Genomic DNA, 20267 nt, shown 5'->3' with positions numbered 1-20267 from the left:
AAGGGTGCCGGGGTCTGCGCCGTCGCGTCAGACCCCGTAACCGCCCGCGACCGCAATCTGCTGCCCCGTGATGTAGGCAGCTTTGGACGAGGCAAGGAAGACCGCGGCATGACCGATTTCTTCGGGGCGACCCCAACGCTTGAGTGCGAGATTCTTGTGGACCTCGGCGGCCCATGCGTCGTCGAACACGCCCTGTTTCGAAAGTTCGAGGAACATGCCGGCCTCGATCACGCCGACGAGGATGGAGTTGGCGCGGATGCCGTGCTTCCCCTCCTCGCGCGCGATGCCGCGGACCAGCGCTTCGTTCGCGGCCTTGGGCGCAACCGACAGGCCGTCCTTGTCGGGCCAGCGCAAGTCACCCGCCGACCCCAGATGAACGAACGAGCCGCCGCCCTGCTCGCGCATGTGCGGAAGGATGCGGTGCGTGGCGTTGAAAAAGCCGTGGACCTCGACATCGATCGCCCGGCGCCATTGTTCGGGCGTCGTGTCGGCAAGGTGGACCTGCGCGACGAGCGGGCCGGCACCCCACAGCATGGTGTGGATGCGGCCGTGTGTGGTGATCGCGTCGGCGATGGCGGCGGACAACGCCATATCGTCGGTGACGTCGCATTGGTGCAGGCTGGCATTACGCCCTCCCGATTCGACGGTTCGGGCCAGCGCTTCGGCTTCCGATCGTTTCGATCGCCATGCGATCGCCACGTCGCTCCCCGCCGCGGCGAACTCGCCGGCAACCGCCGCGCCGATGCCGCCGGTGGCGCCGAAAATCAGCGTCGCGCCTTCGGGAAACTGCGGACATGCACTCATCTTCGCCCTCCTTGATCCACAAAATATTGCATAACGTCGCAAATGATGAAATATGTTATCGAAATGCGATGAGATCGCAAGTTTTCAAAACGCATAGTGACAATGCCTGATGCGAAACCGGGCAGATGGGAGATTTCCAATGGCGACAACCGCAGACTATGGACTGGGCGACCAGGCTTTTCCGCGCGGCTGGTTCATGATCGCCGCCGCCGCCGAACTGGAAGGGACGAAACCGCTCGCCGTCCGCTTTTTCGGGCGTGACCGGGTGCTGTACCGCGGCGAGTCGGGGCAGGTTTATCTGGTCGACGCCTATTGCCCGCACATGGGCGCGCACCTGGCGAAGAACGAAACGAGCTTCGTGATCCGCGACAATGAGCATGTGCAGGGGGAATCGATCCGCTGCCCCTATCATGGCTGGCGCTTTGGCCCCGACGGCAAGTGCAACCAGATCCCCTATTCGCCGCAAAAGATCCCGGCGGCGGCGAAGCTCGAAAACTGGCCGGTGATCGAACGCGCGGGCTGCATCTGGATGTGGCACGACCCCGAGGGACTCGAACCCGAATATGAGCTGCCGCCGTTCGAGGAATATTATCAGCCGCATTGGGTGAAATGGGAACTCGACCGGTTGGGCGAACTCGCCAGCCATCCGGTCGAGATCCTCGACAATATGGCCGACCGCGCGCATTTCGAGCCTGTGCACGGCAACGAGGCCGTCGATGTGTTCGAGAATGACTTCGACGGCCATCGCATCGTTCAGCGGCTGAAGGCCGGACACCGCACGCTCCAGGGCGACGCGCCGCTCGAAACCGACACCTGGTATACCGGTCCGGGCATTCTGCAGTCGCGCATGTCGGGGCAATTCCCCTCGATCATCATGATCGCGCACACCCCCGTCGACGACGGGGTAGTGAAGGTGTGGCACGCGCTGCTGGTCAAGGTGCCCAATGCCGAGCCGACCGCCGATGATGTCGCGATGGCGCGCGCCTATCAGGCCGCGGCGTGCGCCGCCTTTGCGCAGGATTTCGAAATCTGGTCGAACAAGAAACCGTGCATCAATCCGATGGCGGTGCAGGGCGACGGCCCGATCGGCAAATTGCGTATCTGGTATCGCCAATTCTACAACAGCCGTGCTCGCGCCGAGGAATTCCAGAAGCGCGTCAACGGCACGCATGTCACCCGCGGCACCTTGTCCGCACCTTTCGAACAGAAGGTCGCCTGAGGGCGGCAGCACAGACAGAAATCAGGAGAAAATGCGTGGCAAGACTCGCAGGTAAAGTCGCGATTATTACGGGTGCGGCGCAGGGCATGGGCGCTGCGACCGCGCGGCTCTTCGCGGCCGAGGGCGCCAAGGTGGTGCTCTGCGACGTGATCGAGGACAAGGGACAGGAAACCGCGAGCGAAATCGGCGAGAGTGCCGTCTTCGAGAAGCTCGACGTGCGGTCCGAAGCCGACTGGGAACGCGTCGTCGCCGCGACGGTCCAGCGCTTCGGCAAGCTCGACATCCTGATCAACAATGCCGCGATCGTGCATTTCAGCCCGATCGAGGCGATGCCCGCCGAGGACATCGAGCGCGTCCTTGCGATCAATGTGATGGGAACGATGCTCGGCGCCAAATACGCCGCGCGCGCGATGATCGAGGCCGGGCGTGGCGTGATCGTCAACATCTCTTCGGTCGACGGCCTGCGCGGCTGCAACGGCCTGTCGGCCTACACCGCGAGCAAATGGGCGGTGCGCGGGCTGTCGAAATCGCTCGCCTATGAGCTGGGGCCGCGCGGCATTCGTGTCTGCACCGTCCATCCCGGCGGCGTGAACACCCAGATGGGCAATCCGACCGGCCTGACCGGCGACGCGGTCAATATCGGCTATGAGCGTGTGCCGCTCCAGCGCATCGGCGAACCCGAGGAGATCGCGCGCGCCAGCCTGTTCATCGCCTCCGACGATGCCAGCTATATCAGCGGCGCCGAGCTGGCGGTCGATGGTGGATGGTCGGCGGGCTATTACCAGCCCTTCCTGCCCGGCGCGCCGGCAAGCCTGACCGGGCAACCGTGATGCGCGCGAATCTCGGCTAAGGGACAGGCGGCGATGCAAACGGCCTTGGACATCATCGAAATCCAGCAATTGCTCGCCGCCTATGTCTTTGCGATCGACGCCAAGGATTATGACGCGCTCGACGCGGTGTTTACGCCAGACGCCGCGATCGACTATCGCGTCACCGGCGGCGCGCAGGGCAGTTGGGCGGAGATCAAGCCCTGGCTGGCCAAGGCGCTCGCCCCCTTCCCCCTCACCCAGCATCTGATCGGGCTGCCGCTGATCCGGCTCGACGGCGACCGCGCGACCGCAAAGACGATGCTGTTCAACCCGATGCAGCTTGCGCGGCGGGAAGGCGATCATCTGTTCCTGCTCGGCTGCACCTATGTCGACGATCTGGTGCGGACGCCCGCTGGCTGGCGGATCGCGAGCCGCACCGAAGCCGATTTCTGGGTCAAGGACCCGCCCGCCGATTTCACGCCCGAGCCCGCGCCATGAGCACGGCCGATCCCTTCGACCCGGTCCGGATCGGGCCGGCCACCCTGCGCAACCGCTTCATCCGTTCGGGGGCGAACGAGATGATGAGCAAGGAGACGTTCCCCACCCGCGCGCTCCTCGATTTTCACCGTGCCTATGCACGCGGCGGCGTGGGGATGACGACGCTCGCCTATCTCGCGGTCTCGCCCGATGGGCGCACGCTGCCCGGGCAGGGAATGCTGAGCCGCGAAAGCGTGCCGCATTACCGCGCGGTCACCGATGCGATCCATGCCGAGGGCGCCAAGGCTTCGGCGCAGATCACCCATGGCGGCAGCTTCTGCCAGATCGACGACCTGTCGACCCCGCGCGCGATGTCGGCGTCGGCGGGGATCGACAAGATGGGGGTGCTCAAGGGCCGCTTCCTTCAGCGCGCGATGACACGCGCCGACATGGAGATGGTGACGGGCGAGTTCGAGCGCGCCGCAGAGCGGGCCGAAGAGGCGGGTTTCGACGCGCTCGAAATCCATATGGGGCATGGTTATCTTCTCAACCAGTTCATCTCTCCGCTCTCCAACTTCCGCAAGGATGGTTATGGCGGATCGGCCGCGAACCGCGCGCGCTTTCCGGCCGAGGTGCTGGCGGCGGTCAAGCGGGCGACCGGCGGACGGCTCGCGATCCTCGCCAAGATCAACCTGACCGATGCGGTGCGGGGCGGCGCGACGGTCGACGACGCGATTGTGACCGCGCGCGCGCTCGAAGCGGCCGGGGCGGACATGCTGGTCCTGTCGGCGGGGCGCAATATCGAAAGCACATGGGCGATGTTCGGCAGCGCGCTGCCCTATGACGATCTCGCCGCGATGCAGGGCGGGCTGCTGGCGAAGCTGCAATTTGCGATCCTCAAGCGTAGCGTTCCCACACTGCCGCCATTCCGCGAAAATTATCTGATGGAGCCCGCGCTGAAGCTGAAGGCGGCGCTGGGCCGGACGCCGATGAAGCTCGCCTATCTGGGGGGCATCCAGTCGCTCGCCGGGGCGCGGCAGGCGGCGGCCGAAGGGTTTGAGGCGATCGCATTGGCGCGCGCGTTGATCCACGATCCGGCGCTGATCGCGAAATGGCAGAGCGGGGCCTCCGATGTTTCGGGCTGCACCGCGTGCAACCGCTGCGTCGCCGCGATGTACGGCGCGTCAGGAACGCATTGCCCGGAGGTCGGCAACGCGCTCGACCCCGAACTCAAATCCATATTTGCGGGAGAGAAATATGCCGAGCCTACTTGAGAACAAGGTCATCATTATCAGCGGCGTCGGCCCCGGCATGGGGCAAGCGATGGCGCGGATTGCCGCCGCCGAGGGCGCCAGGGTCGGGATCGGCGCGCGCAACAAGGATTTCATCGACGCGGTCGCCGATGAGATTCGCGCGAGCGGCGGCGAGGCGATCGCGGTGCCGACCGATGTCGGCGATGCCGGCCAGTGCGCGGCGCTCGCCAAAGCGACGGCCGACGCGTTCGGGCGGATCGACGGGCTGGTCAACACCGCCTATATCCACGGCGCGTGGGTGACGGTGGACGAGGCCGATCCCGAGGATTGGGCCAAGGTGTTCGACGTCAATTGCCTCGGCGCGCTACGGATGACGCAGGCGGTGCTTCCCGCGATGAAAGCGCAGGGCGGCGGCGCGGTGGTTAACGTCGCCACCATGTCGCAGGTCAGCCCCTTCTCCGGCGAGGGCGGTTATGCCACCGGCAAAGGCGGCCTCACCACGATGACCAAGCATATGGCCAATGATCTTGGCCGCTTCAACATCCGGGTCAATGCGACGCGGATGGGCTGGATCGGCGGCAAGCCCGTCTATGACTATATCGACCGCGCCGCCGCGGGCGGGCAGGACCGCGATACGGTGATCGGCGAGATCACCGGGCGCATCCCGCTCGGCATCATTCCGCCCGAGGAGGACTGCGCCAAGAGCGTGCTCTTCTTCCTTTCCGATTATGCGAAAATGGTCACCGGCGCGACGCTCGACGTCAACGGCGGCCAGTATATGGCGCCATGACGATGACGAGCGACCGCATGCTTTCGCCCGATGTCTGGCGCGATTTCTGCCGCCGGTTGGAAGCCGCGGGCGAGATCGTCACCGGCGCCGGGGCGGCCGCCAATCCGCTCGACCGCGCCGAGGGCTATCGCTATCTGACCCGGCTGCTGCGCATCGCGCTCGACATGCAGCTCGAACATGCCGATCCCGATTTTCCAAGCTTCTACGCCGCCTCGCACGAAACGGCGAAGATCGGCGCCGACAATCCCGACAATATCTATATGAACGCGAGCGTTTCGGGCGCGCGGCGCTATCGCATCCGGGGCACACGCGGCAGCGTGCCGATCCTGAGCTTTGGCACCAAGGCCAATCGCTATGCCGTCGATGGCACGATGGCCTCGACCGGCGAGATCGATTCGGCCGACATGGCGGTCGCGCCCGACGGGTCGTTCGAGATCATCGTCAGCCGCGAGAAGGCGGACGGCAACTGGCTGCCGCTGGCCGACGACAGTTCGATGGTGATCGTGCGCCAGACCTTTCTCGACCGCGCGAACGAAGTACCGGCAGCGGTGGCGATCGAGGCGATCGATGGCCCCGCCCACCCCGCGCCGCTGTCCGCCGACACGCTCGCGGCGGCGCTGGAGCGCACCACCGCCTTTGTTGCCGGCACGGCGCGGACCTTCGTTCAGTGGACCGAGGATTTTCGTGCGAACCAGATGAACAAGCTCGCGACGATCGACCAGACGCCTTTTTTTCGCGCGGGCGGCGATCCGACGATCTTTTACCTCCATGGCTGGTGGCAGCTCGAACCCGGCGAGGCGCTGCGGATCGATACGCGCGTGCCCCAATGCAGCTTCTGGAATTTTCAGCTCGACAATTACTGGATGGAATCGCTCGATTATCGCCATCACCGCATCCATGTGAACGGACATAGCGCGCGGCTGAACGACGACGGCACGCTGACGCTGGTCGTCGGCCCGCACGATCCGGGTTTCGGCAACTGGATCGACACCGCGGGGCACCATCAGGGCACCATGTTGCTGCGCTGGATCGGCGCCACCGACCACCCCGTCCCCGAAACCAGGATAATCCTTACCGATGACCGACCTTGAATCCCGTATCGCGCGGCTCGAAGCCGAAAGCGACATCCGCCGCCTGAAGGCGCGTTACCTGAATGCCTGCGACGCCAAGGATGTGGGCGCGATCCGCGCCTGCTTCACCGAGGATGCGGTGATCGACTTTCCGCCCGTCGGGGAATTCGACCTCGACGGGCTGATCGGTGTGTTCACGCAGATGGCGGCGACCACGCCGATCACCGACGTGCATCAGGGGCATAATGCGGAGATCGAGGTGAAGGGCGACGAGGCCAGCGCGCGCTGGAATCTGGGCTATGCGACCTATGACCCGCGCGCCAAAAGCTTCCGGCTGCTCGCCAATTTCTATCACGACCGCTATCGCCGCACCCCCGAGGGGTGGCGGATCAGCTATAGCCGTTCCGAACCGCGCGCGATCGTCGACGGCATGCTCGCCGACGACGGGATCAGCGCGAACTGGGTAGCGGGATAGATTGTCGGCTCAATCGACCAGCGCGCACCAGCGATAGTCGTGCTTGATGAAATGCTGTCCCAGGCTGTAGCGAACGCGCCGGACGCCGGGGATCTTGTCGATCGTCTGATGCAGGAAATCGGTGAGTTCATTGCCGTTTTCGACCAGCGTCATCGCGAGCACGTCGGCGCGGCCCAGCGTCGTCGCGACAAAGCCGATCTCGGGCAGGCTCGCGAGGCTCTCCGCGACCTTCTCGATGTCGGCGGCGCTGTCCGCCTCGACCCAGAGATAGGCGAGGATCGGGTTGCGGAGCCGGTTGGCGTTGGTGACCGCGGCGACGCGGATCACCCTGTTGTCGAGCAACCGCTTGAGACGCGAGCGGATCGTCCCTTCGGTCAGGTCGAATTCGCGGCCGATCTCGCGGTTCGAAACCCGCGCGTCGTGGCCGAGCCGTTCGATGATCTTGTGATCGAGCTCGTCGAGACTGATCCTGGCGCTCATAGCGGTGCCCATTCCGGATTATATTTGAAAACCTTGAGCGCAAGGCTGGGGAACAGCCGTTCGACCCCGTCGATCTTGGCGATCACACCGGTCAGAAGATGCTGCATCTCCTCCAGCGTTTCGGCGACCACCTGGATTTCGAGGTCATGCGTTCCGATCGCGACGTTGACGGTGATGACGCGTTCCAGCTCGGCGATCTCGGCGCCGACCTCGCCCGCAGACCGCCCTTTCACCTGCACGCCGACGGGCGCCAGATAGCCAAAGCCCATCGCCGAAAGATCGCGCATCGCGACGACGCGCACCATGCTGGCATCCTCGAGCCGGCGCAGGCGCGTGCGCACCGTCGCTTCGTTCAGCCCCATCTCGCGCGCGATGTCGCGGTTTGCGATCCGGCCGTTCTTGCGAAGCGCGGCGATAATCTGCTCATCGACATCGTCGAGCGCGGGCAGCCCGTCACCCTGGTTCGCGTTCGCGGCCTTGCCCCGCGTCCTTTTCCCGGCCTTGGTTGCGGTTCGCAACGCCCATTCTCCCAAGCTAAACCTGCACCCCGTGCGACGGCGCATCGACACCATCGATAGGCATCCACAGACCGTATCGCCGCGTCCCTGTCAACATTCATCGCTTGCGGCGCATAATATATAACAGTTTGCGTAAAGATTTTCTCTTTCAAAAACGCAATCCTTATGTAGAACGGAATGCAGGTCGAAAAGAGCGAGTTTTTCGAGGTAGGAGCGATAAGGGTGGCCGTTCACGAAGTCGATATTCTGGTGATCGGATCGGGCGCGGGCGCGTTGACCGCGGCTTTCACCGCGGCCGATGCCGGCGCCGATGTGCTGGTTGTCGAGAAAAGCGCACGTTATGGCGGGACCTCGGCGACCTCGGGCGGCGGCATCTGGATTCCGAACAGCGACGACGCGCGCGCCAAGGGGCATGCCGACGATCCCGAAGAAGCGCTGGGCTATATCAAGACGCTGATCGGCGACGACGTGCCCGAAACCAAGCTCGCGACCTATGTCGACAATGCGCACCGGATGCTGAGCTATCTCGAAGAGCGGTCGCAGGTCCATTACACCGCCTATGCCTATTCCGACTATCATATGGACGTTGCAGGCGCGCGCGACGGGTGGCGGACGCACGACCCCATCCCGCTGATGGCCGACAAGCTGGGTCCGGATTTCGAGCGGATGGAACCGCCGCACACGCTGACGCTGACCTTTGGCCGCTTCACCTGGACGATGGAGGAGGCGAAGCTGCTCCTGACCATGAGCCCCGGCGCCAAGCCGCTGCTGTTCAAGCTGATGCTCAAATATATGTTCGACCTGCCCTGGCGCTTCAAAACCAAGCGCTCGCGGCGGCTGACCGGCGGCAACGCGCTGATCGGACGGCTCAAGCTGTCGATCGACGAAAAGGGCGTGCCGCTCTGGCTGAATGCGCCGATGGTCGAACTGGTTCAGGACAAGAGCGGGATCACGGGCGCGATCGTCGAACGCGACGGCCAGCGGATCGAGGTCCGCGCGCGCCGCGGCGTGATTATTGCGAGCGGCGGTTTCGACCATGATGCGGCGCTGCGCGCGAAATATCTGCCGCAACCGACCTCGGCCGACTGGAGCGCCGGGGTGCCGAGCAACACCGGCGACGGCCTGAAGACCGGACTCGCGGCGGGCGCCGCGACCGCGCTGATGGATTCGGCCTGGTGGGGGCCGGGCTTCCTCCTCGAAGGTGAGGACCGCGCACGGATCATGTTCGTCGAGCGCGCATTGCCCTCCTCGATCATCATCAATCAGGCGGGTCGCCGCTACATGAACGAGGCGGCGTCCTATCACGTCGCGGGGGGCGAGATGCACCGCTGCAACACCCCCGAAGCGCCCACGGCCCCCTCATGGTTCGTGTTCGATGCGCGCTATCGCGGCAAATATATGCTGGGCCCGATGATGGCGGGCAAGCCGTCGGCCGATGGTCGCATCCCCGAGGCGATGCGCAAGATATTGAAGAAGGCCGGAACGATTGCCGGGCTGGCGAAGGAGATCGGCGTCGATGCCGCCATACTCTCCAAAGAAATCGCACGCTTCAACGCCCACGCGGCAAAGGGCGAGGATCCCGACTTCGGCCGCGGCGCCTCCGCCTATGACCGGCATTATGGCGATGCGTCGGTGACGCCGAATCCGACGCTCGCGCCGATCGCCGAAGTGCCCTTTTACGCCATCCCCATCTATCCGTGCGACCTTGGCACCAACGGCGGACTGCTCACCGACGACAACGGCCGGGTGCTGGGCGAGGACGGCAGGCCGCTCGGCGGCCTCTATGCGATCGGCAACGCCTCGGCGGCGGCGATGGGACGGACCTATCCGGGCGCGGGCGCCACGCTGGGCCCCGCGATGACCTTCGGCTGGCTCGCCGCGCGCCACGCGACGCGGGGGAATGCATAACACCAACGTCATCCGGGCGAGAGCCGGGGCCCATGGCGTCAAAAAGCCGGCGTTGCCTGTTTACGCGCTGGGCCCCGGCTTCGCCGGGGAACAGGAATGACAGCTTTCGACCGGTAGTTGCCGTAGCGCCATTAAGCCCCTCCCCTTCAGGGGAGGGGTTGGGGTGGGGGCCATCGGCCTTGCGCAAGGTTGCGAGCCCCCACCCCGCTGCGACTAGGGAGCAAGCTCCCAAGTCTCGCTGCCCCTCCCCTGAAGGAGAGGGGTTGGGGCAATGGAAGGTCCGCTTCCCACCCCATAGCGGTGGTTCGAGCCTGCTCATACTTGGACGACCGCAAACGACCCAAATCCGTCATTCCGATGATGGCCCGGATGACGGCTGTTTGCTCAGCGCGCCAGATAGCCGCCGTCGACCGCGAGCGGGTGGCCGGTGATGAAGCTCGCCCTGTCCGAGCAGAGGAAGATCACCGCGTCAGCGATTTCATGCGCTTCGCCGATGCGGTTCATCGGATGCATTTCGGCCACGAAGCGCGCCGCGGCTTCCTCTTTCACCACCGCATCGACCATCGGGGTGCGGATCGCACCGGGGCAGACCGCGTTGATGCGGATGCCTTGCGCGGCGTAGCGCATCGCCGCCGAGCGCGTGAGCCCGACGACCGCATGCTTCGACCCGCAATAGCCCGCGCCGCCCGCACCCGCCATGCCCGCGATCGACGCGGTGTTGACGATCGCGCCGCGCCCCGCCTTTTCCATATGGCGAAGTTCGGCGGCCATGCAGAGCAGCAGCCCGCGCTGGTTGACCGCGATGGTGCGGTCATAGGCGGCAAGGTCGCCCCACGGCGTTTCCATCCCCTCGAGCGAGACCCCCGCATTGTTGAAAGCGCAGTCGAGCCGTCCCCAGCGCAGCACGACATCGTCGACAAAGGCATCGACCGCACCCCCGTCGGTGACGTCGAGCGCGCCATGATGCGCCTCGCCGCCCTCGGCGCGGATCAACGCGGCGGTTTCGGCGGCGCTGTCGCCATTGAGGTCGCCGATCGCGACCTTCGCGCCCTCGGCGGCAAAGGCCAGCGCGGCGGCGCGGCCGATGCCGCTGCCCCCGCCGGTCACGAATGCGATTTTTCCTTCGAACAACGGCGTCATCGCTGCCTCCTTCTTCAGACGATTTCGAACAGGCCCGCGGCGCCCATGCCGCCGGCGACGCACATCGAGACCACGGCATAGCGGATGCCGCGACGCTTGCCCTCGATCAGTGCATGGCCGACGAGGCGCGAACCCGTCATCCCGAAGGGATGGCCGATCGCGATGCCCCCGCCGTTGACGTTGAGCTTACCCGGATCGATGCCGAGCGTGTCGCGGCAGTAAAGCGCCTGGCTGGCGAATGCCTCGTTGATCTCCCATAGCCCGATGTCGTCGACCTTCAGGCCAGCGCGTTCGAGCAGCTTGGGGATGGCGAAGACCGGGCCGATGCCCATTTCCTCGGCCTTGCAGCCCGCGACCTGAAAACCGCGATAGATGCCGAGGATCGGCAGTCCCTCCTTCTCGGCCATCGCGCGGTCCATCACGACCTGCGCCGAGGCACCGTCAGACAGCTGGCTGGCGTTGCCCGCGGTGATATGGCGGCCCTCCTTGACGACCAGCCCGTCCTTGAACACGGGCTTCAGGCCCGCGAGCTTGTCTGCGGTGGTGTCGCCGCGCACGCCCTCATCATGCGCCAGCGTCACATCTTCCTTGCCGGTTTCATTGCCTTCCTTGTCGAACAGCGCCCTGGCGACGGTGATCGGCACGATTTCTTGCGTGAAGCGGCCCGCGGCCTGCGCCGCACCCGCGCGCTGCTGGCTGGCCGCGGCGAACGCGTCCTGCGCCTCGCGGCTGACGCCATAGCGGTCGGCGACGATCTCGGCGGTCTCGATCATCGCCATATAGGCATGATTGTCGGCGGCCTTGATGAACTCGGAACGGTTGCGAAAGGCCGGGGTGTGTTTGTTAAGTGTGAGCGAGATGCTTTCCATCCCGCCCGCCACCGCGACGTCGATCTCGTTGCACATGATGCCGCGCGCGGCGAGCGCGAGCGCGTTGAGCCCCGACGAGCATTTGCGGTCGAGCGTGAAGCCCCCGGTCGAATCGGGGAGCACCGAACCATGGACGGCCAGCCGGCCGAGATTATAGCTCTGCGTGTTCCAGTGATTGCCGACCCCCAGATAGACGTCGTCGATCCGCGCCGGATCGATCCCGGCGCGTTCGATCGCGGCGTTGACGACATGCGCCGCCAGCACCGGTGCCTCGGTGTCGTTGAAAGCACCGCGATAGGCTTTGCCGACGCCGGTGCGCGCGGTCGAAACGATGGCGGCTTCGCGCATCGTCATTCCGTCCCGCTGCTGCGCATGTTGGCAGGGCTCCAATAGGCGCGCATCTCGGTCACCTTGCCCTCGGCATCGAATTTGAAAGTGTCGATCACCTCGATCTCCTTCGGCCCGCCGAAATCGACGAGCACGGTGAAGGCGAAGGCGGCAGTGTCACCGCCGGTGCGCACCGGGCCGTCGAGGCGAAGCTTGGCGCCCGCCTGCATGGACATCGCATAAAAGGCGTGGATCGCGTCGCGTCCCTTGTGGATCGGGGTGCCGATCGGATCCTCGACCGTCGCGTCGGCGGCGTAGAGGTTCGACGCCATGTCGGCGTCACCCTTGTCGAACGCCTCGACATAGCGCTCGACGGCGCGGACCATATCCTCGTGGCTGGGCATGATGTCTCTCTCCAAATTTGGGGTGGGGGGTTCAGCGCGACGTCAGCCGCCAAAATCCCAATGATGACCCCATTCGTCTTCCTTGAGGCTGATCGTCGGGGTGAAGCTGGCCCAGTCGGGCTGGATGCCGCCGAAGCCATATTCGATGTCGAAGCCGCCGGGGCTGCGCATGTAAAAGCTGACCATCTTGTCGTTCATATGCTTGCCGAGGCTCGACGAGATATGGACATTCGCCGCCTTCGCGCGGTCTAGCGCGCGGCCGACATCGTCGAGGCCCGGCACTTCGACCATCATGTGGACGAGCCCGCTCGGCACGGGGAATTCGGCGAGCGCGACGCTATGGTGGCGCGGATTGTCGCAGTGGAGGAAATGGAGGCCGAGCCCCGGATCCTCGGGTCCGCCGCCCTGCATATAGACGCGCATCTCGTCGCTGTCGCCGAAGCCGAGCAGGTCGACATAGAAAGCGCGCGTCTCCGCAAGCTTCGCCGCGGGGAAGACGACATGCCCCATCCCCATCTCGCCGGTGACGAATTCGGATACGCCCGCGGGCGAGACGAACGGGTTGCCGTCGACGACGCGGCCCCAGCCGAGTTCGAGCCGGTTGCCCGAAGGATCGGTGCAGCGCACGAACTCGACGACATGGCGATCCTTCGCCTCTTCCTCCGACGCCGGCTCGACCGCGATGCCTGCGTCGCGGAGCCCCGCGATGCCGCGATCGAATGCGGCTTTGTCGGGATAAACCAGGCCGGCGGCGTGGAAGCCTTCGCCATCCGCCTTGCGAATCAGCATGCGGAACGGGCGCTCGTCCATGCGCAGGCGCAGCCCGCCCTCATGGTCGATCGCCTGCATTCCCAGCACCTGCTCGGCATAGGCGCGCCAGGCTTCGACATCGGCCGTATCGACCACAACATAGGCCAGTGACCTGATTGCCATTCACTCATCCCCTGCGGACGGGTGCTCCGGCACCCTGAATCGAGCGCAAGCTACAAGCGAATATACGTCACATCAAGTATGATACGTAGAAATTTGCGTTAAAAAATACGCAAACCGTATATTTAGCCTCATCAAACCGCACTTATCGCTGTCAATCGATCAATCCGAAGCCCTGAACGCCGCTACGGCAAGCGACACTTTGCGTATCACCGCCGCCCGCCCCGATACGCAGCCCGCCCCTTCGAATGGCCCGAAGCGGCATTTTGCATAGAATCCGGATTGACAGCTTGCGTAGAGAAATGCATCATTCACTACGAATACAGGAGTGATATCGCAACGCGGCCTCCCGCAAGCGCATGAATATCCCGAGGAGAGCATATGGCCACCGCCCCGCAGCAAACCGCCGACACCGCCCTGCCCACCCCCGCCGCGCTGATCGAGCGCGCGCGCGCGATGATCCCGACGCTGAAGGCGCGCGCGCGCCAGACGACGCTCGACGGCAACGTCCCGGCAGCGACCGTTGCCGAGATGCAGGGCGCCGGATTTTTCCGTATCCTGCAGCCGAAGCGCTGGGGCGGCTATGAGATGCACCCCAATGTCTTTTTCGAGGTGCAGAAGGCGCTCGCCGAAGGTTGCATGTCGACGGGCTGGATCTATGGCGTCCTCGGCTGCCACCCCTATGAACTCGCGCTCTTCCACGACGAAGCGCAGCGCGAGGTATGGGGCGACAATGGCGGCGCGATGCTCGTCTCGTCGACCTATCAGCCGGTGGGCAAGGTCGAGAAGGTCGAGGGCGGCTTTTACCTCTCGGGCCGCTGGGGCTTTTCCTCGGGCTCGACGCATTGCGGCTGGGTGCTGCTCGGCGCGCTCAACTTCGACACCGACGGCGGCCCGCCCGATATGCGCACCTTCCTGCTTCCGCGCGGCGACTATCAGGTCATCGAGGGGACGTGGGATGTCTTTGGGCTGCAGGGCACCGGCAGCTTCGACATCCTCGTCGAGCGCATCTTCGTCCCCGAGCATCGCACCCACCGGGCGAGCGACGGGTTCGCCTGCACCAATCCCGGCCAGGCCGAGAATGACGGCCCGCTCTATCGCCTGCCCTGGGCGCAGATCTTCGTCCGCTCGGTGTCGACCGCGGCGTTCGGCGGCGCGCGCGCGGCGGTGAATGCCGCGATGGAGATCATGCAGGGCCGCATTTCGACCAACACCGGCAAGGCGTCGAAAGCCGATCCGCTGCTCCACGGCGCGATCGCAAAGGCGCATGCGCAGATCCTCGAGATGGAGCTGACGCACCAGACGACATTCGACCGGTTGATGGCGAAAGCGACAAGCGGCGAGCCGATCACGCTCGAGGAACGCGCGCTCTATGCCTACCAGTCCTCGACCGTCGTGCGGCGGCTCGCCGAACTCGTCGACGGCGTGGTCCAGCTCCTCGGCGGCCGCGCCGTCTATATGTCGAGCGCGATCATCCAGCCGTGGCTCGACCTCAACGCGGCGCGCGCGCACGTCGCGAACGACCCGGGCAACCGCACCACCGACGTCGTGATGACGATGCTCGGCGAACCGCCCGCCTTCACATTCATGTAAGAGGAAACCGCCATGGGAGAGATGAAGGAAACGACTCGCCGCGTCGCGGGCGGATATGACATCCATATCAAGGAGGTCGGCGAAGGCCGCCCCGTCATATTCATCCACGGCAGCGGCCCCGGCGCGTCGGGACTGTCGAATTTCCGGCAGAATGTCGACGCGTTCGTCGCGGCCGGCTACCGCGTCATCCTGCCCGACCTGATCGGCTATGGCGCCTCGTCGAAACCCGAAGACATCGACTATACGCTCGCGCTCTTCACCGACACGCTGTTCGAGGCGCTGACCCAGGCCGGCGTCACCGAAGCGATCCTCGTCGGCAATTCGCTCGGCGGCGGGGTCGCGGTGCAGATGGCGCTCGATCATCCCGGTTTCGCGACAAAGCTAGTGCTGATGGCGCCGGGCTGCATCGAGGAGTTGCCCGTCTATTTCGCGATGCCCGGCATCGCCAAGATGGTCGGGGATTTCACCAGCCCCGATTTCACGGTCGAGGATCAGAAAAAACTCGTCTCCAACCTCGTCTACGACGCCTCGGCGATTACCGATGAACTCGTCGCCGAACGTTATGCCGTTGCGCGCACCCAGCCCAAGGATGTGCTCGCGCGGATGCGCACCCCCAACCTCGCCCCACGGCTCGGCGAGCTGCCGATGCCGATCCTCGGTTTCTGGGGCCTCAACGACGAATTTTGCCCCGCCTCCGGCGCGCAACGCTTTCTCGACGCCTGTCCCGACGCGCGCTTCATGACCTTCAACAAGGTCGGCCACTGGGTGCAGGTCGAACGCGCGAGCGAGTTCAACCGCTATGCAATCGAGTTCCTCGATGAGCATCGCTGAAACCTACGGGCGCGAGCTCTATGACGCACTGCGCGGTCGGCGCACCGTCGCACCGCTGATCGCGCGCGAGGCGGCGCTGACGATCGGCGACGCCTATGCGATCAGCCTCGACTTCCTGTCGCGGCGCTTGAAGGACGGCGAGCGCGTCGTCGGCAAGAAGATCGGCGTCACGTCGAAGGCGGTGCAGGACATGCTGGGCGTCCACCAGCCCGACTTCGGCTTCCTGACCGACTGGATGCATGTCGAGGGCGACATCGACATCGACGCGAAGGCGCTGATCGCCCCGCGCGCGGAGGCAGAGATCGCCTTCATCCTGAAGGAAAGCCTGAACGGTCCGGGCGTCACCGCCGCCGACGTGATCGCGGCGACCGAATACATCGCTCCTTGTTTCGAGATCGTCGACAGCCGCATCACCGACTGGAAGATCGGTATCGTCGACACCGTCGCCGACAACGCCTCGTGCGGGGTCTTCGTGCTCGGCAAGGAACGCATCGACCCGCGCGGGCTCGACCTGCCGAACCTGCATGTCGCGGTGGCGCAGAACGGCTCAGCGCTGTCCGAAGGATATGGCCGTGCCGTGCAGGGCAACCCTGCACAGGCGGTTGCCTGGCTCGCAAACACGCTCGGCGCGCATGGCGTGACGCTCGACGCGGGCGACATCATCCTGTCGGGCAGCCTCGTGCCGCTCGCGCCCGCAACCAAGGGCGACACGTTTGAAATGATCCTCGGCGACGGCCGCCGCACGCTCGGCCATTGCGTCGCGCGCTTTGTATAAGGAAGATCCATGACCCGCGTGAAAGCAGCGATCATCGGTTCGGGCAATATCGGCACCGACCTGATGATCAAGATGATCAAATATCCGCAGAATATGGAACTGGTGGCGGTGGTCGGCATCGATGAGAAATCCGAAGGTCTCGCGATGGCGCGCGAACGCGGCGTCGCGACGACGCACGAGGGGATCGATGGGCTCAAAGCGATGGACGTCTATCCCGAGATCGGCATCGTCTTCGATGCGACCAGTGCCTATGCGCACAAGGTGCATGACGCGGCGCTGCGCGCCGACGGCAAGCAGGTCGTCGACCTGACACCCGCCGCGATCGGCCCCTATACGATCCCGACCGTCAACGGCGAAGACAATCTCGATGCCGGCAACGTCAATATGGTGACGTGCGGCGGGCAGGCGACGATCCCGATGGTCGCCGCGGTGAGCCAGGTCGCGACGGTCCATTATGCCGAGATCGTCGCATCGGTGTCGTCGCGCTCGGCGGGGCCGGGCACGCGCGCCAATATCGACGAGTTCACCCGCACCACCGCGGGCGCGATCGAAAAGGTCGGCGGCGCGGCGCAGGGCAAGGCGATCATCATCCTCAATCCCGCCGAACCGCCGATGATCATGCGCGACACCGTCTTCACCCTGTCCGAAGGCGCCGATGAAGAAACGATCCGCGCCAGCGTCGAGGCGATGGTGAAGAAGGTGCAGTCCTATGTGCCCGGTTACCGTCTGAAGCAGGAAGTGCAGTTCGAACGCTTCGGCGACAACAACAAGCTGAAGATTCCCGGCCGCGGCGAGTTCACCGGCATCAAGACGATGATCCTGCTCGAGGTCGAAGGCGCGGGCGATTACCTGCCCCCCTATTCGGGCAATCTCGACATCATGACCGCCGCCGCCAAGGCGACTGGCGAACTGCTCGCAGAGCGCATCCGCAAAGGAAAGAAGGTGGTCGCATGACGAAGACATTCAACGTCGAGGCGGGCGACAAGCTCTATATCCAGGACGTCACGCTGCGCGACGGGATGCACGCGATCCGCCACATGTACGGCATCGACCATGTCCGCTCGATCGCCAAGGCACTCGACGAAGCGGGGGTCGATGCGATCGAGGTCGCGCATGGCGACGGGCTTTCAGGCGCCAGCTTCAACTATGGCTTTGGCGCGCACACCGATTGGGAATGGATCGAGGCGGTCGCCGACGTCCTCACCAACTCGGTACTGACGACGCTGATCCTGCCCGGCGTCGGCACGGTCGAGGAACTCCGCCGCGCCTATGACCTTGGCGTTCGCTCGGTCCGCGTCGCGACGCATTGCACCGAGGCCGATGTCTCGAAACAGCATATCGGCATCGCGCGCGACCTTGGCATGGATGTCGCGGGCTTCCTGATGATGAGCCATATGATCGAACCCGAGGCGCTTGCGGCGCAGGCTGCCCTCATGGAAAGCTATGGCGTCCAGTGCGTCTATGTCACCGATAGCGGCGGCGCGCTTGACATGGACGGCGTCAAGGCGCGGCTCGACGCCTATGACCGCGTGCTAAAGCCCGAGACGCAGCGCGGCATGCACGCGCATCATAATCTCTCGCTCGGCACCGCGAACAGCATCGTCGCGGCGCAGGCGGGTGCGGTGCGCATCGACGCCTCACTTACCGGCATGGGCGCGGGCGCGGGCAACGCGCCGCTCGAAGTCTTCATCGCCGCCGCCGACCGCAAGGGCTGGAACCATGGCTGCGACGTCAACGCGTTGATGGACGCGGCCGAGGATCTGGTACGCCCGCTGCAGGATCGCCCGGTCCGCGTCGACCGCGAAACGCTCGCGCTCGGCTATGCGGGCGTCTATTCAAGCTTCCTGCGTCACGCCGAGAAAGCCGCCGAAACCTACGGCCTCGACACGCGCACGATCCTCGTCGAACTCGGCCGCCGTAAGATGGTCGGCGGGCAGGAGGATATGATCGTCGACGTCGCACTCGACATGCTGAAGGCGCGCGAGACCGCCGCATGAGCGACGTCTCCGCCGCTCGCCCCTTCGCCCACGAACAGGTCGAGCGCTGGGACGCCGAGACCGATGTCGCGATCGTCGGCTTCGGCGCTGCGGGCGCCTGCGCGGCGATCGAGGCCGCCGGGGCCGGCGCCGCGGTGATGCTGTTCGAGGCCGCCTCGGGCAGCGGCGGCGCCTCGGCGCTGTCGGGCGGCGAAATCTATCTCGGCGGCGGCGGCGGCACCGACGCGCAGCGCGCCGCCGGTTTCGACGATAGCACCGACGCGCTCGAAGCCTATCTGACGATGGCGGGCGGTCCCGACGCCGACGCCGCGAAGATCGCGCTCTACGCGCGCGAAAGCCTGAACCATTATCAATGGCTCAAGGATCAGGGCGTCCCCTACAAGGGGACATTCCTTCCCGGCAAGATCATCGAGCCCGCCGAAGACGACACGCTGATCTGGTCGGGCAGCGAGGCGGCGTGGCCCTTTTGCGAAACCGCCGCCCCCGCGCCGCGCGGACACACGATCCAGTTCATGGGCTGGGGTGGCGGGCGCAAGCTCATGGACATATTCGAAGCGCGTGTCCGGGCGCTCGAGGTCGAGGTGCGGTGCGACGCGCGCGCGCTGTCGCTGATCGCCGACACACATGGCCGCGTCACCGGTCTGGTCGTCCGCATCGACGGCCAGCCCCGATATATTCGCGCGCGCAAGGGCGTGGTGCTGGCGACCGGCGGGTTCTGCATGAACGAGGACATGCTACGCCGCCATGCGCCGCAGACGCTGCGCCTCGCGAACCCGATCGGCGAAAATGACAATGGGTCGGGCATCGTGATGGGCATGGGCGTCGGCGGCGACGCGATCCACATGGATGAATTTTTCACCACCTGCCCGTGGATCATGCCCGAAAGTCTGGTGAAAGGCATTTTCGTCAACGAACGCGGGCAGCGCTTCATCAACGAGGATTGCTATCACGGGCGCGTCAGCCGGACGATGCTCGACCAGCCGGGCGACCGCGTCTTCCTGCTCGTCGACAACGCGATTTTCGCGCGACCGCTCGACCTTGCGCGGATCGAGATTGCCGCCGTCGGCGACAGCTGGGAGGAGGTCGAACGCGAACTCGGCCTGCCCAAAGATACGCTGGCTCCTACGGTTCACACCTTCAACCGCTACGCCGCCGAAGGCCATGACCCGATCTTCAACAAGGCGCCCGAATGGCTGAAAGTGCTGGACGAAGGGCCTTTTGCGGCGCTGGAACTCAATATCCGCACCAGCTTCTTTTCCTTCTTCACGCTCGGCGGCCTCAACACCCGTCCGTCGGGCGAGGTGCTCGATCGCGCCGGCCATATCGTTTCAGGCATCTATGCCGCGGGCCGCGCCACGTCGGGTCTGCCGCGCTGGGGGCATGGCTATAGCTCGGGCCTCAGCCTCGCCGACTGCACCTTCTTCGGGCGCATGGCGGGGCGGCAGGCGGCAACCGCTACGCCCGACCAGCCCGACTAGGACCAATCGACATTCAGCTCAGGGTGAGTCGAAAATGGTGGTTTTCCGTGACCCGGAGCGCAGCGTACATCTGGTACGTGAGCACCGGAAGCACGGGAAATTGCCATTTGCAGACCGCCA

At 65.1% G+C, this 20267-nt stretch carries 21 protein-coding genes; 14 read left to right on the top strand and 7 right to left on the bottom strand.

All coding sequences use genetic code 11. The features are described 5' to 3' along the window. Positions 1-27: 27 nt before the first annotated feature. Positions 28-804, bottom strand: coding sequence for an SDR family oxidoreductase (locus ACREBX_RS05455; protein ID WP_431560741.1), 777 nt, complete (start codon positions 802-804; stop codon positions 28-30). A 139-nt stretch (positions 805-943) separates the two neighbouring features. On the opposite strand from ACREBX_RS05455, the gene ACREBX_RS05450 reads away from it, so the two are divergent. The 7 genes from ACREBX_RS05450 to ACREBX_RS05420 are packed head-to-tail and all read left to right on the top strand — an operon-like array spanning position 944 to position 6897. After that, on the top strand, positions 944-2023 hold the full coding sequence (locus ACREBX_RS05450; protein WP_431560740.1) for a Rieske 2Fe-2S domain-containing protein: 1080 nt from the start codon (positions 944-946) through the stop codon (positions 2021-2023). Positions 2024-2058: 35 nt separating this feature from the next. After that, positions 2059-2853: an SDR family NAD(P)-dependent oxidoreductase gene (locus tag ACREBX_RS05445; RefSeq protein ID WP_431560739.1), complete on the top strand. Its 795-nt coding sequence runs from the start codon at positions 2059-2061 to the stop codon at positions 2851-2853. Positions 2854-2886: 33 nt separating this feature from the next. Next, on the top strand, positions 2887-3330 hold the full coding sequence (locus ACREBX_RS05440; protein WP_431560738.1) for a nuclear transport factor 2 family protein: 444 nt from the start codon (positions 2887-2889) through the stop codon (positions 3328-3330). Further along, positions 3327-4583: an NADH:flavin oxidoreductase gene (locus ACREBX_RS05435; RefSeq protein ID WP_431560737.1), complete on the top strand. Its 1257-nt coding sequence runs from the start codon at positions 3327-3329 to the stop codon at positions 4581-4583. The genes ACREBX_RS05440 and ACREBX_RS05435 overlap by 4 nt, the downstream gene beginning before the upstream one ends. Then, positions 4567-5352 carry an SDR family oxidoreductase gene (locus tag ACREBX_RS05430; protein WP_431560736.1) on the top strand — a complete coding sequence of 262 codons (786 nt, stop codon included), beginning with the start codon at positions 4567-4569 and terminating at the stop codon, positions 5350-5352. The genes ACREBX_RS05435 and ACREBX_RS05430 overlap by 17 nt, the downstream gene beginning before the upstream one ends. 2 nt (positions 5353-5354) lie before the next feature. Then, a complete protein-coding gene (locus tag ACREBX_RS05425; protein ID WP_431560735.1) occupies positions 5355-6443 on the top strand; it encodes a DUF1214 domain-containing protein in 1089 nt (362 codons plus the stop codon). Beyond that, the gene (locus tag ACREBX_RS05420) at positions 6430-6897 is read left to right on the top strand and encodes a nuclear transport factor 2 family protein (RefSeq protein ID WP_431560734.1); all 468 of its coding nucleotides are present in this window, start codon (positions 6430-6432) and stop codon (positions 6895-6897) included. The genes ACREBX_RS05425 and ACREBX_RS05420 overlap by 14 nt, the downstream gene beginning before the upstream one ends. Before the next feature lie 9 nt (positions 6898-6906). Here ACREBX_RS05420 and ACREBX_RS05415 read toward each other — a convergent pair whose 3' ends face one another. Beyond that, positions 6907-7377 (bottom strand): Lrp/AsnC family transcriptional regulator, encoded by a 471-nt coding sequence (locus ACREBX_RS05415; protein ID WP_431560733.1) that lies wholly within the window; start codon positions 7375-7377, stop codon positions 6907-6909. Next, positions 7374-7895 carry an Lrp/AsnC family transcriptional regulator gene (locus ACREBX_RS05410; RefSeq protein ID WP_431560732.1) on the bottom strand — a complete coding sequence of 174 codons (522 nt, stop codon included), beginning with the start codon at positions 7893-7895 and terminating at the stop codon, positions 7374-7376. Before ACREBX_RS05410 ends, ACREBX_RS05415 begins: the two co-directional genes overlap by 4 nt. A 222-nt stretch (positions 7896-8117) precedes the next feature. Between ACREBX_RS05410 and ACREBX_RS05405 the strand changes: the two genes are divergently transcribed. Continuing rightward, on the top strand, positions 8118-9803 hold the full coding sequence (locus tag ACREBX_RS05405; protein ID WP_431560731.1) for an FAD-dependent oxidoreductase: 1686 nt from the start codon (positions 8118-8120) through the stop codon (positions 9801-9803). Between the two features lie 384 nt (positions 9804-10187). Here the strand turns inward: ACREBX_RS05405 and ACREBX_RS05400 are convergent, their stop codons facing one another. From ACREBX_RS05400 to ACREBX_RS05385, 4 genes are read right to left on the bottom strand one after another with little or no spacing between them, the layout of a single operon-like run. Beyond that, on the bottom strand, positions 10188-10943 hold the full coding sequence (locus ACREBX_RS05400; RefSeq protein ID WP_431560730.1) for a glucose 1-dehydrogenase: 756 nt from the start codon (positions 10941-10943) through the stop codon (positions 10188-10190). 14 nt (positions 10944-10957) lie between these two features. Beyond that, complete coding sequence (locus tag ACREBX_RS05395; protein ID WP_431560729.1) at positions 10958-12160, bottom strand: acetyl-CoA C-acyltransferase; 1203 nt, start codon at positions 12158-12160, stop codon at positions 10958-10960. A 2-nt stretch (positions 12161-12162) separates the two neighbouring features. Then, complete coding sequence (locus ACREBX_RS05390; RefSeq protein WP_431560728.1) at positions 12163-12543, bottom strand: nuclear transport factor 2 family protein; 381 nt, start codon at positions 12541-12543, stop codon at positions 12163-12165. 42 nt (positions 12544-12585) lie between these two features. Then, a complete protein-coding gene (locus ACREBX_RS05385) occupies positions 12586-13476 on the bottom strand; it encodes a VOC family protein (protein ID WP_431560727.1) in 891 nt (296 codons plus the stop codon). 378 nt (positions 13477-13854) lie between these two features. Here ACREBX_RS05385 and ACREBX_RS05380 point away from each other — a divergent pair, with 378 nt between their 5' ends. Genes ACREBX_RS05380 through ACREBX_RS05355 form a run of 6 tightly spaced genes read left to right on the top strand, consistent with a single transcriptional unit; the run spans position 13855 to position 20147 of the window. Continuing rightward, on the top strand, positions 13855-15066 hold the full coding sequence (locus ACREBX_RS05380) for an acyl-CoA dehydrogenase family protein (RefSeq protein ID WP_431560726.1): 1212 nt from the start codon (positions 13855-13857) through the stop codon (positions 15064-15066). 12 nt (positions 15067-15078) lie between these two features. Then, on the top strand, positions 15079-15897 hold the full coding sequence (locus tag ACREBX_RS05375; RefSeq protein WP_431560725.1) for an alpha/beta fold hydrolase: 819 nt from the start codon (positions 15079-15081) through the stop codon (positions 15895-15897). After that, the gene (locus ACREBX_RS05370) at positions 15884-16672 is read left to right on the top strand and encodes a fumarylacetoacetate hydrolase family protein (protein ID WP_431560724.1); all 789 of its coding nucleotides are present in this window, start codon (positions 15884-15886) and stop codon (positions 16670-16672) included. Before ACREBX_RS05375 ends, ACREBX_RS05370 begins: the two co-directional genes overlap by 14 nt. 9 nt (positions 16673-16681) lie before the next feature. Beyond that, positions 16682-17626 carry an acetaldehyde dehydrogenase (acetylating) gene (locus ACREBX_RS05365; protein ID WP_431560723.1) on the top strand — a complete coding sequence of 315 codons (945 nt, stop codon included), beginning with the start codon at positions 16682-16684 and terminating at the stop codon, positions 17624-17626. Beyond that, the gene (gene dmpG / locus ACREBX_RS05360) at positions 17623-18669 is read left to right on the top strand and encodes a 4-hydroxy-2-oxovalerate aldolase (RefSeq protein WP_431560722.1); all 1047 of its coding nucleotides are present in this window, start codon (positions 17623-17625) and stop codon (positions 18667-18669) included. Before ACREBX_RS05365 ends, dmpG begins: the two co-directional genes overlap by 4 nt. Further along, complete coding sequence (locus ACREBX_RS05355) at positions 18666-20147, top strand: FAD-dependent oxidoreductase (protein WP_431560721.1); 1482 nt, start codon at positions 18666-18668, stop codon at positions 20145-20147. The genes dmpG and ACREBX_RS05355 overlap by 4 nt, the downstream gene beginning before the upstream one ends. Positions 20148-20267: the final 120 nt, after the last annotated feature.

Source organism: Sphingopyxis sp., from assembly GCF_050725655.1.
Taxonomy (GTDB): Bacteria; Pseudomonadota; Alphaproteobacteria; order Sphingomonadales; family Sphingomonadaceae; genus Sphingopyxis.
This window is presented reverse-complemented; position numbering and strand designations above follow the sequence as displayed.

Excerpts from the sequence above, each read along its gene's own strand:
- ACREBX_RS05385 (WP_431560727.1), bottom strand. The coding sequence starts at position 13,476 with ATGGCAATCAGGTCACTGGCCTATGTTGTGGTCGATACGGCCGATGTC.
- ACREBX_RS05390 (WP_431560728.1), bottom strand. The coding sequence starts at position 12,543 with ATGCCCAGCCACGAGGATATGGTCCGCGCCGTCGAGCGCTATGTCGAG.
- ACREBX_RS05440 (WP_431560738.1), top strand. The coding sequence starts at position 2,887 with ATGCAAACGGCCTTGGACATCATCGAAATCCAGCAATTGCTCGCCGCC.
- ACREBX_RS05365 (WP_431560723.1), top strand. The coding sequence starts at position 16,682 with ATGACCCGCGTGAAAGCAGCGATCATCGGTTCGGGCAATATCGGCACC.
- ACREBX_RS05450 (WP_431560740.1), top strand. The coding sequence starts at position 944 with ATGGCGACAACCGCAGACTATGGACTGGGCGACCAGGCTTTTCCGCGC.
- ACREBX_RS05395 (WP_431560729.1), bottom strand. The coding sequence starts at position 12,160 with ATGCGCGAAGCCGCCATCGTTTCGACCGCGCGCACCGGCGTCGGCAAA.
- ACREBX_RS05435 (WP_431560737.1), top strand. The coding sequence starts at position 3,327 with ATGAGCACGGCCGATCCCTTCGACCCGGTCCGGATCGGGCCGGCCACC.
- ACREBX_RS05420 (WP_431560734.1), top strand. The coding sequence starts at position 6,430 with ATGACCGACCTTGAATCCCGTATCGCGCGGCTCGAAGCCGAAAGCGAC.
- ACREBX_RS05455 (WP_431560741.1), bottom strand. The coding sequence starts at position 804 with ATGAGTGCATGTCCGCAGTTTCCCGAAGGCGCGACGCTGATTTTCGGC.
- ACREBX_RS05380 (WP_431560726.1), top strand. The coding sequence starts at position 13,855 with ATGGCCACCGCCCCGCAGCAAACCGCCGACACCGCCCTGCCCACCCCC.
- ACREBX_RS05375 (WP_431560725.1), top strand. The coding sequence starts at position 15,079 with ATGGGAGAGATGAAGGAAACGACTCGCCGCGTCGCGGGCGGATATGAC.
- ACREBX_RS05355 (WP_431560721.1), top strand. The coding sequence starts at position 18,666 with ATGAGCGACGTCTCCGCCGCTCGCCCCTTCGCCCACGAACAGGTCGAG.
- ACREBX_RS05430 (WP_431560736.1), top strand. The coding sequence starts at position 4,567 with ATGCCGAGCCTACTTGAGAACAAGGTCATCATTATCAGCGGCGTCGGC.
- ACREBX_RS05415 (WP_431560733.1), bottom strand. The coding sequence starts at position 7,377 with ATGAGCGCCAGGATCAGTCTCGACGAGCTCGATCACAAGATCATCGAA.
- ACREBX_RS05425 (WP_431560735.1), top strand. The coding sequence starts at position 5,355 with ATGACGAGCGACCGCATGCTTTCGCCCGATGTCTGGCGCGATTTCTGC.
- dmpG (WP_431560722.1), top strand. The coding sequence starts at position 17,623 with ATGACGAAGACATTCAACGTCGAGGCGGGCGACAAGCTCTATATCCAG.
- ACREBX_RS05370 (WP_431560724.1), top strand. The coding sequence starts at position 15,884 with ATGAGCATCGCTGAAACCTACGGGCGCGAGCTCTATGACGCACTGCGC.
- ACREBX_RS05400 (WP_431560730.1), bottom strand. The coding sequence starts at position 10,943 with ATGACGCCGTTGTTCGAAGGAAAAATCGCATTCGTGACCGGCGGGGGC.